Source organism: Pseudomonas sp. MTM4, from assembly GCF_019355055.1.
In the GTDB taxonomy this organism is placed as follows: Bacteria; Pseudomonadota; Gammaproteobacteria; order Pseudomonadales; family Pseudomonadaceae; genus Stutzerimonas.
This window is the reverse complement of sequence record NZ_CP048411.1, coordinates 2,388,192-2,400,442: the sequence shown is the minus strand read 5'-3', so window position 1 is coordinate 2,400,442 and position 12,251 is coordinate 2,388,192. Positions and strand designations below refer to the sequence as shown.

Below are 12,251 nucleotides of genomic sequence, written 5' to 3'. Positions count from 1 at the left end.
CTCCACGATGAGGGCTGCTGTTTAGAGTGGAGGCGGGCAGTTGGATATCAAGGCCATGACATCGCAGGTGGCAGGCTGTGGACTGGAGTGTAGCCGGGTTGCGGTTGCAGATGTCTCATCGCGCCGGCTGGCAGCAGCCAGCATGACGCAGTCCTAGTGGACGAAAAAGCCGCGCAATGCGCGGCTTTGAAGGTGGTGGGCCCACACGGACTCGAACCGTGGACTAAAGGAACAACGGCGCCGCAGCACGGTGCCGTTATTTTTGCATTATTCGCTCTAAACGAACCAATGCCTTTAGCAGAGTAGGGCAGGCGAGCCTCGTAACAGCGCTCCGCATGTTGCTGTATCAGCTGAAGCGTTTGACCCCGCTGTCCAGCGCTTCGGCAAGCCTCTTCAGCTCACGAGCGGTACCGGCAAGCTCGGTACCAGCCTTGCGGCTAGCCGTGTTGTCCTGCGCAATCGATTGGAGGTTCTGGCTTAGCAGCGAAGCTGTGGAGCTCTGCTCATGGGTGGCCCTAGCGATATCGGCGATTTGATCCAAGGTACTGACCGCCTGGTTCTCGATCTGGGACAGGGCATCATCAACCGTCTGGTTGAGCGTCAGTCCTTCTTGCATAAGACGATTGCCCCCCGCAATAGACGTCATGGCACGCGACGTTTCCGCCTGTACTGCGCCGATCATTTCCGAGATCTCACGCGTGGCCTGGCTGGTTCGCGCAGCGAGGCTGCGCACCTCGTCCGCAACGACGGCGAAGCCGCGGCCCTGCTCGCCGGCGCGGGCGGCTTCGATGGCCGCATTGAGTGCCAGCAAGTTGGTCTGCTCCGCGATGCCGCTGATGACTCCGATGATTCCGCCAATCTGTTGGGACCGCTCTCCAAGGCCATTGACCACATCGCCGGTAGTGCCGAGCGAGCGCGCAATCTGTGACAGCGCCTCTGAAGCCGCTCGCATCGACTCGGTTCCCCGGCGCGTTTGAGCAACGTTTTCGGTGGTCAGCTGCTCGGTTCTTTGCATGCTATCGGCGATGCTTTGCGCCGTGGCGCTGAATTCTTCAATTGCACTGACCATTGTGTCGATCTGCGACGATTGCTCGGCGGTCCGCTGCTCAGTGTTGGCGGCAAGCGTGTTCAACTGGTCGGCGCGGCGGGTCACGTTCGAGGATGAGTCGCGAACCTGCGAAACGGTCCCTCCCAATGACTCGGCCATGCGGTTGAAGCTGGACGATAGTAGGCCTATCTCGTCGTCCCGATCGACCGCCATGCGAACGCTGAGACGCCCTTCGCCGAACGCCTGGGCTTGATCGACCAAGCGAGCCAGCGGGCGAAGCTTGTGCCGCAGCAGGGCGATAGACGCCGCGACCGCCAGCAATAGCGCGAGCAGGCTGCCAAGCGCAAGGCGGCCGCCCACGCTCCAGGCCAGTTCATCGATCTGGCGTTGAGGAAGCGTGGCTACGACCTGCCAGGCGCGACCATGCTTACAAATGTCTCGTTGCCATGTGCCCACTCGAAGCCTTCCCCTGCGTTGGTGTGTTCCGCTGCTCGGGTCACAGCGTCCAGATCGGTAGCGCCAGCGGGTTTGACCAGCCATTGGCCGGCGTCGTCGAGGACGGCGAGCGAGCCGCCATTGCCGATGCGGAACGCCGAGAGGCCGTCGAACTGCTCCCGCTGGGTGTCGGTGTAGTCGAAACCGACATACAGCACGGCAATGACCTTCCCTGCAGTATCGCGAACCGGAGTGTACTGGTTCATGTATTCGCGACCGAAAAGGGTTGCGCGACCTACATAGGATTGCCCTTCGATGAGCCTGCTATAGCCGGGGTGCTTGCGTTCGAGCAGCGTACCAATGGCGCGCGCTCCGTCTTGTTTCTTGACCGACGTGGTAACTCTGACAAAGTCATCACCGGCGCGCGCGAAGATGGTGGCCGCGCCGCCGGTGAGGTTCGTGAATTCGTCGACCAAGACAAAGTTGCCGTTCAGCCGCTCCCCGTCCAGGTAAAGCGAAGGCTCGTTCCCGCCGGTCGCTGGGTCTAGCGTCAGACCCGATTCAAAACGGCGTTCGAACAGCGTGGCTAGGCGCTGCGTACTGGTCTTCAATGTTCCGTGAAAAGTGGCGAGTTGGTCAGCTAGCAGTTGTGCTTCGCTGGCGAGATGTTGACGGTGCGCCTGTTCGGTTGATTGGACCAGCGAGCGAAGGGCAAACAAGCTGCTGCCGGTTATCACGACGGCGAGGATGGCTGAAAGCGCCACTCCAAGCTGCCCAGCTATACCAAGACGGATTCCAAGCATCATTGACTCCAAAACAAAACAAATATCTTCACCCGCTATCCGGGCGTAGACGGAGGGTCTCGGAAAAGCACCGAAGCAGTTATCGCCCGGAGTCGGTTGTACTTGAACGCCACTGACGACCGAGGTGGGTGGCAAGGCCAATGTTCCATCAGCCATTACACCCCTCTATCAGCTGTCGGGATGTCGTGCATCAACCGCAGCCTGATCATGCCTCGTTATTCCAAACGCCCCGGCTCGAGCTGTTCCTTTGAAGGCTAACGGCCGTTCTGCGGGCGACGATAGACCGGTAGCTGCTTCTCGCGGCTGCTCGGGAACGCATCTTCGGTTCTTGTGCTCGAAAAACGAGAGCCTTCGCCATCGAGACCATCATGAGAACTGCCGGTAGTGCACAGGTACTGCTTCGCCAGCGCAAGGTTCTGGCCCAATTCGGTGAATTGGCACTGTTCTCCCAGAGCATGGATGAAGTTTTAAACGAAGCCTGCCGCCTGGTCAGCGAGGCTCTGGAAACCCCACTCGCCAAGTTTGTGGAGTTCACCAAGGATCGCCAGGCCGTGCTACTGCGAAGCGGCGTTGGCTGGAAACCGGGGTTGGTGGGTCAGCTCCAGCTCGGTGTGGATGAAGGAAGCGCCGAAGAGTATTCGCTGCGGCAAAACACGCCCGTAGTGTCGCCCGATAGAGCGACGGAGACGCGGTTTCACTACAACGAACTGCTTCTGGGGCATGGCGTCGAGGCCTTTGTGAACGTTTTGGTCAAAAGCCCGGACGACGCGAGCCCCGTTGGCATATTCGAAGTGGACAGTACCGAACCTCGCGCCTTTTCGGACAGTGATGTCGATTTTCTACGTGGCTACGCCAACTTGCTCGCCGGGGCCATCGCGCGGATCGAGTTCGCCGCCGCCATGGCGGAAACCGAAAGACAATTGCGTGAGAACGAGCGGCGCATGCGAATTTCGGTTGCGCTGAATCCGCAGATGCCCTGGACGGCCGATCCGGGTGGAGAGGTCACATCCATCGATCAGCGATGGCTCGAACTTACGGGGCAACATCCGAGCACCGTCACCCAACATGCCTGGAGGGACCTGGTTCACCCGGACGATCTCGATCAAATGGATGCTGCCTGGGCCAAGGCCATCGCCACGCAGGAGCCCTACGATGTCCAGGCTCGGTTTCGGGCGGGTGCAGGACAGTACATCTGGTTTAGATCGCGCGCATTTCCAAGTTTTGATGAGCGGGGCCGCTGTGAACAGTGGTATGGCACCCTGGAAGAGATCAGTGAGCGCGTTCGGATAGAAGAATCGTTGCGCCAGTGGAACGAAGCGCTCGAACAACGTGTCGAGGAACGCACGCGCCAGTACAGGCAATCGCAGGACGAACGAGACGCGGCGGAGGCGAAGCTCAGACAGAGCCAGAAGATGGAGGCGGTCGGCCAACTGACTGGCGGCATCGCTCACGATTTCAACAATATGCTGGCCAGCATCGCCTCCAGTCTCGAACTGATGCAGCGACGTCTCGATGCGGGCAACCTCGAAAAGCTGAGCCATTACAATGTGCTGGCGATGACCTCCGTACGCCGGGCCGCCGCACTAACGCATCGACTGTTGGCGTTTTCCCGCCAGCAGCCGCTAGCGCCGAAGTATGTCCAGCCCAGCCAGATCATCGCCGGCCTCGAAGAGCTTATTCGTCGTACTGTCGGCCCGGATATCGTGGTGACCACGAGCCTTTCCGCCAATGACACCATCCGGTGCGATCCCCATCAGCTCGAAAACGCGTTGCTCAACCTTGCCATCAATGCGCGCGATGCCATGCCGGAGGGGGGAAATCTCAACCTCGAGACACGTCGCCATGACATTCAGGGTGATTTCGCGGCTGCACGCGACCTGCAAGCGGGCCAGTACATCGGAATTTCGGTCACCGATACCGGGACAGGCATGACCCCGGAGGTGCTTGCGCGGGCATTCGATCCGTTCTTCACGACCAAGAAAACCGGGCAAGGCACCGGTCTGGGTCTATCCATGATCTACGGTTTTGCCCAGCAGTCGGGCGGTCAGGTTCGCATACACAGCAAGTCCGGAATCGGCACGACCGTCACGATGTTCTTCCCCTGGCAGGAGGCGGGAGAGGTCGAGGTCGTTCCGCCGCCCGAGCCGGCGTCCCTGCCCGCGGCGAGTCATGAAGAAACGATACTGTTTGTCGACGATGAGACAACGGTACGCCAAGTTGCGAGCGAAGTCCTCCGTGAGCTGGGTTACCGTGTGGTGGAGGCTGTCGACAGCAAATCGGCGTTCAGGCAGGTGGAGAAAGCCGGCAAGATTGACCTGCTGATTGCCGATATTGGGCTTCCGGGCGCCATGAACGGGGTATCGCTGGCGGATGCCATTCGGCCTGACCACCCGAGGCTAAAGGTCCTATTCATCACAGGTTTTGCCTCCAACCCGGTACTGGAGAAAGCGACGGAGCGCCGCAGTAATAGGGTGTTGCCCAAACCTTTCACACTTGAGCAACTAAGCGTCCTGGTGCGCGTTCTGCTGGACAGCCAGGCGTAGAGCGCATGCCATGGGCCAACTGGGCTAGCGACACTTCAGCAGTGACGTGAAGGGGCATCTGATGATCCATACAAAGCGTAAAGCCTTAACAGCCTTCGGATAGTGGCTCGGTCCGGTCCGCCGGTGCAGGCCTGATCGAAGAGAGCACCCATGCGAGATCCAGAGCTGGCTATTATCCGAGATGCAGCTCGCATCGTTCTTCTGGCTGTCACTTGCAAGCTGGAACGAACGACTGCAGAAACTGAGAGCGACGAGGGGCGCGCTTGTCTCTCTCCTCGCATAGCCGTTATTGAAACGCCAGCGGAAGGTCGTCGGTTAGGTAACGGTGTTACGGAGTCAATCCAGCTGAACGCAGCCCCAAGGCGTCATGTACGGCCGCGGATAACGTCTCGATCGAGAACGGCTTGGTGAGTATGCGCATGCCATGCTCTGTTGGGATTCGTTCGGTATAGCCGGTCGCCAATACGATCCGCAGGTCCGGATAACGAGACCGAGCCAGCTCGGCCAATCCCACCCCGTCCAGGTCGCCTGGCATCACAACGTCGGAAAAGAGGAGGTCGACAGTTGGCTGATCGGAAGCGGCGAGCCTGGCGAGGGCCATCTCGGCGTTGCCAGCCACATCGACCGCATAACCCAGCTCCTCGAGCATGGGAGCGACGACGTCGCGAACTTCCTCATCATCATCGACCAGCAGCACCCTGGCAGTCCCCGTTAACGGCATGGCCGCCTGCGATTTCACTGTCACAGGTTCGACCGTCTTATTTGCGCACGGCAACACGAGGGCGATGCGTGTGCCATTGTCGACTTCGCTGTCGATCGATACGGCTCCGCTTGAGTGGTGGGCGAATCCATACACCTGTGCCAGTCCCAACCCGGTCCCTTCACCCACGGCCTTGGTCGTGAAGAAGGGCTCGAACGCTCGCGCCTGGATTTCCTTGCTCATTCCGTAACCGGTGTCGGCCACTATCAGATGAAGATAGGCGCCACTGACAAGTCCCCGTTCATCTTGCGGGCCAAGATCCACCCGGCTGAGGCGGATGTCCAACGTACCCCCATCGGGCATGGCGTCACGTGCATTGATGGCCATGTTCAAGATGGCTAGTTCGCATTGCAACGGATCGACCACGATGGGCCAGTTGCCTTCGGGCAGGTCCAGGTTCAACTCCACGCGGCTGGGCAGGGCGCCATGGAGCAACTCGCGCATGCCCAGGATCAGACTGCGAAGATCGACGCGCTTGGCTTCACTGGTCCGCCCGCGACTGAAGGTCATTAGCTTGCGAGTCAGCTGCGTCCCCCGCTGAGCCGAGCGCTGGCAAGCCTCGATGGCCCGCTTCGCCCGTGGATGGGTGCTGAGCATATCGGCCAACTGCAGCCCTACCGTCATGCTTTGCAGCAGGTTGTTGAAGTCGTGGGCAATTCCACCGGTCAGCCTCCCAAGCGCCTCGAGCTTTTGCCCCTGTAAAAGCGCCTGATGAGAGCGCTCGGCCTGGGCAACCGCTTCGGCGACTCGCTCGGTCATGTCCTGGTTGGCTCGGTTGATAGTCAAGCTGGCCTGGGCGAATACCCGAGCTGATCGGTCGGTTTCGGGCATGCCCGTTGCGGCCGCCCCAATCACCTCTCCACGTGCCAGTGCCTCGGCCGCTCGGTCGAGCAGCGCCAGCGGCCGGGTGATGGTTCGGCCGACGGCGATTGCAAGCGCAACCGCCAGCGCCAGCACGAGCGCGATGCCGAGCACTGCCGTGCCGATGGGCGCGAAGACGCTCGCCAGCAGTTCCTGTTTCGGTATTGCGATGAGCACCGTCCAGTGTGACGACTCAGCGCGGCTGTAAAAGGTAACCACGTCTTCTCCATCACGAGTTACCGACTCGAGCGAGCCGCTGCGCGATGCCTGGGCTTGAAGCTGCCGCTGAAACTCCGGGCTGGCACGCTCTCCAACATGTGCCTGGTCATCGCGCGTACGCGCCACGATGTTTAAGTCGCGGTCCAGCAACACGCCGAGCCATTTCTCGGGAAGCTCTTGGGCCGAGAGCATGGCCCTGAGCCCCGCTGTCGGGAACTCCATCGACAGGTAGTACGCAATCTTGCCATCGCGTAGGACGGGCTGATGGAGCGCGATGGAATGGGTGCGATCAAGAGGGTCGCGATACAGCGGGCTTACTTCCAGCGTGCGTGCTCCCTGGCTGGCTACGCTCGGAATGCTTGGCGGCATCGGTAGAGGACGGTCGTAGGGATATTCCGTGTTGATTAAGGGAATGCCGTCCGGGTCGAAAACCGTCACGCCTGTACCCAGTGGGAGCGCGGTCCGCTGGAGTCGCGCATGAAATGTACGGAGGTCGCCCTGTGCCAAGCTCGGGTTGGCCGCAACGGTCGATACGATCGCACCGTACCGGGCCAGCTCGCGGTCGACCGCCTGCGCGACCGCGCGAGTCGTTCCCTCCATGCTCTGTGCGACCCGGAACGACTGGGATTGGTATACCGAATAGGTCGCATACAGCGCGAAGGCGAGCGAAGGCGCAATGACCGCAACAACTAGCCAGACGAGGCGGGCGCGTATCGACACGGGACGGGAGTTCCTCGGGCCAAGGCGCAGAATGCGCTGTGGTTCGTAATGCCGGGATCGTGATCCCGTCCACGTTGCAACGTGGTAAGTCTAAAGTGTGACAAGAAGACAAGCTGTTTGTCACCGCCCCAACCGCAGGTGAGGGGCGGCCGAGCCGCTCCGATAGCGGATTGTAGAGCGGGCGCTCGACGTGGACGCCATTACCGAGTGCCCACAGAGACCGCAGCTATCGGTCGGTCGTGACTGCTCAATGTTGCTAATGCCAGCCTTGGTTTCGAACGCGGGGCCACGCAGCAGACAACAAGCCTGCTCGACCCTGCGTGAGAAACTACGTCGTCGGATGTCATAACTCAACATCACGCAGAAACTTCTCGAGCACCTTGCGGGTTGCATCATCTTGTTGGCCTTCTGGTCGATGAGATCCAATTGGTCACGTAGCGTTGTGCGCAGCTCATCGCACGGTTCGAAGACGAGACCCTCTCCCGTTCTGGAACACATACGGAGCATGGTGCAGGCCACTCATCTGCCAATCAGTGCGGGCTTCGAAAGCGGGTTCGGCGACTGAGGTCTCGATTGCCAAGCTTTGAGCTTGCTTCCCTGGTCTTTAAAGCCTGCATGGTTAGGCACTGTAGTGCCATTTTTGAGCATTAAAGGTAAAAACAAAAAAGCCTTGAGCGTATTGCGCGCACAAGGCTTTGATTTTTTAACTTTATTTGGTGGGCCCACACGGACTCGAACCGTGGACCAAAGGATTATGAGTCCTCTGCTCTAACCAACTGAGCTATAGGCCCTCAGAGGCCGGCGGATTATACCGGTGGTGTTGCGGGTGCGCCAAGCGAAGCTGGTTGTGCGTCGTTGTTTTGTCAGGTCTTGAATGCAAAACCCCCGGCGCGGGGCCGGGGGTTCTGGTTACTCGTCGAGGAAGGAGCGCAGATGCTCGCTTCTCGTCGGGTGGCGCAGCTTGCGCAGTGCCTTGGCTTCGATCTGACGGATCCGCTCGCGGGTGACGTCGAACTGTTTGCCGACTTCCTCAAGGGTGTGGTCGGTGTTCATGTCGATGCCGAAGCGCATGCGCAGGACCTTGGCTTCCCTTGCGGTGAGGCCGGAGAGAACTTCGCGAGTGGCTTCCTTGAGGCTTTCCACGGTCGCCACATCGATCGGCGATTGCATGGCGGAGTCCTCGATGAAGTCGCCCAGGTGCGAGTCTTCGTCGTCGCCGATCGGTGTTTCCATGGAGATCGGCTCTTTGGCGATCTTCAAGACCTTGCGGATCTTGTCCTCGGGCATTTCCATGCGCTCGCCAAGCTCTTCAGGGGTGGGCTCGCGGCCCATTTCCTGCAGCATCTGACGGGAGATGCGGTTGAGCTTGTTGATCGTCTCGATCATGTGCACCGGGATGCGGATGGTCCGCGCCTGGTCAGCAATGGAGCGAGTGATCGCCTGGCGAATCCACCAAGTGGCGTACGTCGAGAACTTGTAGCCGCGACGGTATTCGAACTTGTCCACCGCCTTCATCAGGCCGATGTTGCCTTCCTGAATCAGGTCGAGGAATTGCAGGCCGCGGTTGGTGTACTTTTTGGCGATGGAGATGACCAGGCGTAGGTTGGCCTCGACCATTTCTTTCTTCGCCCGGCGGGCCTTGGCCTCGCCGATGGACATGCGGCGGTTGATGTCCTTGATGTCAGCGATCACCAATGCGCATTCTTCTTCCAGGGTGAGCAGCTTTTCCTGGCAGCGCTGGATGTCTTCCTTGCGTGCGGCAATGGCTTCAGCGTACTTGCTCTTGCTGCTGGCCAGCTGATCGGCCCAGCCCAGGTCGGTCTCGTTGCTTGGAAACTGACGAAGGAAGTCGGCGCGAGGCATACGCGCGTCGCGCACGCAGATCTGCATGATGGCGCGTTCCTGTGCGCGGACCTGGCCTAAGGCGCCGCGTACGCGCTCGACCAGCGCATCGTACTGCTTGGGGATGAGCTTGATCGGCATGAACAGTGTGGCCAGCTCCTGCAGCGCGTCGGTCGCTTGCTGGCTGCCCCGGCCGTGCTTCTTCAGGGCCTTCTTGGCGACTTCCAACTGCTCGGCGACAGCGCCGAATCGAACGCGAGCAACTTCCGGATCCGGACCGCCATCGCCTTCTTCTTCCTCGCTGTCGGAGTCGTCTTCTTCGTCGTCGTCCTTGTCATCCGCAGCCGGCTTTGCTGTCGCCTGAGGTGCAACAGGCTCGACTTCCTGCGGTGCGGCAGCGCCGTCGTCGTCAGGATCGATATAGCCGCTGAGAATGTCGGACAGGCGGCCGCCTTCGTTGGTGACGCGCTCGTAGTCGGCGAGAATGCTGTCCACGGTGCCTGGGAAATGGGCAACGGCGCTCATCACTTCGCGAATGCCTTCCTCGATGCGTTTGGCGATTTCGATTTCGCCTTCGCGGGTCAGCAGTTCGACGGTGCCCATTTCGCGCATGTACATGCGCACAGGGTCGGTGGTACGGCCGATATCCGTTTCCACAGCCGCGAGAGCCGCGGCGGCCTCTTCGGCGGCGGCTTCATCGGTATCGGCTTCGGCCAGCAACAGGGCATCGGCATCCGGGGCAACCTCGAATACATTGATACCCATGTCGTTGATCATGCGAATGATGTCTTCCACCTGTTCCGGATCGGAAATATCCTCCGGTAGGTGGTCATTGACCTCGGCGTAAGTCAGGTAACCCTGCTCACGACCACGCTGGATCAATTCTTTGAGACGAGACTGCTGTTGCGCTTTTCCGGACATATAACCCTATCCACTGACGGTTCTGGCGGGTTGAAAACAAGCTGAGCATTATAGCCGAGCAAGGACCTCACGCGCCAGTTGAGGTCGATATAGCGGGTGCTGAGTTGCGATTTAGCAGGTTGCGCAGTTGGTCTTTCTCCTCTGCGCTGAGTTCACCCTGGCGAGCTTTGCGGAGCAGCGACTCAAGGCTGCGTTCACGTTGTCTGGCGGCCAGAGTCTTAATGGTGTCGAAAAACTGTTGTTCAAGGTTATCGGCCGAGATCAGCCATTCTTTCTCCGCAAGTGCGCGTAAAAGACGCCCTTGGTCGGTTCCATGCCAGCGAGCAATCAATTGCAGGCTGCGTAGCTTGGGATTCTTCTGCAGCGTGCCGAGAAGCGCGACGAGCAACTGAGCGTAGGTGTCATCTTCTGCGGCGAAATGACTCACATCTTCAACTTTCTGGGCAAGCTCCGGATGATGCAGGAGCGTGCGCAGTGTAGTCAGAGCCGGCGGCTCTACGGTGGCTGGTTTTCTTGGCGCTCGGGCTTTGAAGTCTGGCTGCTGGCCAGTTTTTTTCCAGTCCTTCTTCCACTCTTTCTTGCCATTGCGTTTCGGCTGAGCCGGTTCGGACGGTACGTAATAGTCACCTTCGTCTTGCCCGGAGCCGGTGTCGTAATAGACGCTGTCGTCGTATTCCGAAGCGGCACTCGGTGATGCGGCACTCATCTGCTGAAGTGCTTCGCTATGCAGTCCGGTGATCTCGCCGAGGCGCTGGCGCATCAGGGCGCGTAGGTTGGCGCCCGGTATTTTTTCGATGAGTGGCGCGGCCAGTGTGGCCAAGTGCGCCTTGCCTTCCAGTGAGCGTGGGTCTGCTTCTTCGCTGAGTTGCTGGAAAAAGTAGTCGGCCAGTGGTTGGGCTTGTTGCTGTATTCGAGCCATGAAGGCATCGGTGCCCTCGCGGCGCACCAGGGTGTCAGGATCTTCGCCTTCCGGCAGGAACAGAAAGCGTGCGCGCCGACCGTCCTGCAAATTCGGCAGGGCAGACTCCAGCGCTCGCCAAGCCGCCTTGCGGCCCGCCGCATCGCCGTCGAAGCAGAACAGTACGCTGGGGACGATGCGGAACAGCCGCTTGAGATGTTCGTCGCTGGTGGCCGTGCCGAGTGTGGCGACGGCGTTGCGCAGGCCTTGCTGGGCCAGTGCGATCACGTCCATATAGCCTTCGACGACCATGATTTCATCCAGATCGCGGTTGGCTTTGCGGGCCTCGAAGAGGCCGTAGAGTTCCTGGCCCTTGTGGAAGACCGGTGTTTCCGGTGAGTTCAGGTATTTTGGTTTGTCGTCGCCTAGCACCCGGCCGCCGAAAGCAATAATGCGTCCTCGACTGTCGCGGATGGGAAACATCACGCGGTCGCGGAAGCGGTCGTAGCTTCTTCCGGTTTCGGCATTCTCGATCAGCAGGCCGGCATCGATCATCGCCTTCTGTTGCAGGGCGTCGCCGCCCAGATGTTTCATCAGATTGTCCCAGCCGGGCGGCGCGAAGCCGAGACCGAAATCCCGGGCGATGACGCCGGACAGGCCGCGGCCCTTGAGGTATTCCACTGCGGCCTTGCGGGCCGGGTGTCCCTTGAGTGCCTGACGGTAATACTCGGCGGCGGCATCCAGTAGTGGGTAGAGCGGCGAATCTACCGGCTGACGCGGTTTGCGTCCGGAGCCGCTTTCTTCGCGGGGCACTTCCATGCCGGCGCGCTTGGCCAGCTCCTCGACGGCCTGAGGGAATTCCAGGCTGTCGTGATCCATGACGAAGCCCAGCGCGTTGCCGCCGGCGCCGCAGCCGAAGCAGTAATAGAACTGCTTGTCGGGGCTGACGCTGAACGATGGGGTCTTTTCCTTGTGAAACGGGCAGCAGGCGGTGTAGTTCTTGCCGGCTTTTTTCAGCTGAATACGCGAACTCACCACTTCGACGATGTCGGAGCGGTTCAGGAGATCATCGATGAACGATTGCGGTATCAGGCCGGCCATAGGGGTATGAGAATACGCTCGCAGTGTTCGGGCCGGAATGAAAAAAACTCCGACCATTCGCCAGCTGGCGAAGCGGAGTCTCCTTCAATGCAAAGCCCGG

The 12,251-nt window shown here is 60.1% G+C and carries 6 protein-coding genes, 1 tRNA gene and 1 pseudogene; 1 reads left to right on the top strand and 7 read right to left on the bottom strand.

Features of this window, described 5'->3' with window-relative positions; translation table 11 throughout:
• Positions 1–346: 346 nt before the first annotated feature.
• The 3 genes and pseudogenes from GYM54_RS22060 to GYM54_RS22050 form a co-directional block, all read right to left on the bottom strand.
• Positions 347–1,015 carry a methyl-accepting chemotaxis protein gene (locus tag GYM54_RS22060; protein WP_374105194.1) on the bottom strand — a complete coding sequence of 223 codons (669 nt, stop codon included), beginning with the start codon at positions 1,013–1,015 and terminating at the stop codon, positions 347–349.
• A 237-nt stretch (positions 1,016–1,252) separates the two neighbouring features.
• Positions 1,253–1,408: pseudogene (locus tag GYM54_RS22055) on the bottom strand (hypothetical protein); the annotation flags it as partial.
• 41 nt (positions 1,409–1,449) lie between these two features.
• Positions 1,450–2,442 (bottom strand): Cache 3/Cache 2 fusion domain-containing protein, encoded by a 993-nt coding sequence (locus tag GYM54_RS22050; RefSeq protein ID WP_374105167.1) that lies wholly within the window; start codon positions 2,440–2,442, stop codon positions 1,450–1,452.
• A gap of 299 nt (positions 2,443–2,741) precedes the next feature.
• Between GYM54_RS22050 and GYM54_RS11020 the strand changes: the two genes are divergently transcribed.
• Complete coding sequence (locus tag GYM54_RS11020; RefSeq protein WP_231752183.1) at positions 2,742–4,829, top strand: PAS domain-containing protein; 2,088 nt, start codon at positions 2,742–2,744, stop codon at positions 4,827–4,829.
• A gap of 328 nt (positions 4,830–5,157) precedes the next feature.
• Here GYM54_RS11020 and GYM54_RS11015 read toward each other — a convergent pair whose 3' ends face one another.
• The 4 genes from GYM54_RS11015 to dnaG all read right to left on the bottom strand — a co-directional run bounded on the left by GYM54_RS11015 (position 5,158) and on the right by dnaG (position 12,151).
• Entirely contained in the window at positions 5,158–7,389 is a 2,232-nt protein-coding gene (locus GYM54_RS11015) for an ATP-binding protein (protein WP_181104525.1), read from the bottom strand.
• 714 nt (positions 7,390–8,103) lie between these two features.
• Positions 8,104–8,180: transfer RNA gene (locus GYM54_RS11010), tRNA-Ile, on the bottom strand.
• A gap of 118 nt (positions 8,181–8,298) precedes the next feature.
• A complete protein-coding gene (gene rpoD / locus GYM54_RS11005; RefSeq protein WP_131651819.1) occupies positions 8,299–10,152 on the bottom strand; it encodes an RNA polymerase sigma factor RpoD in 1,854 nt (617 codons plus the stop codon).
• A gap of 67 nt (positions 10,153–10,219) precedes the next feature.
• Positions 10,220–12,151: a DNA primase gene (gene dnaG, locus GYM54_RS11000; protein WP_197445208.1), complete on the bottom strand. Its 1,932-nt coding sequence runs from the start codon at positions 12,149–12,151 to the stop codon at positions 10,220–10,222.
• Positions 12,152–12,251 lie beyond the last annotated feature (100 nt).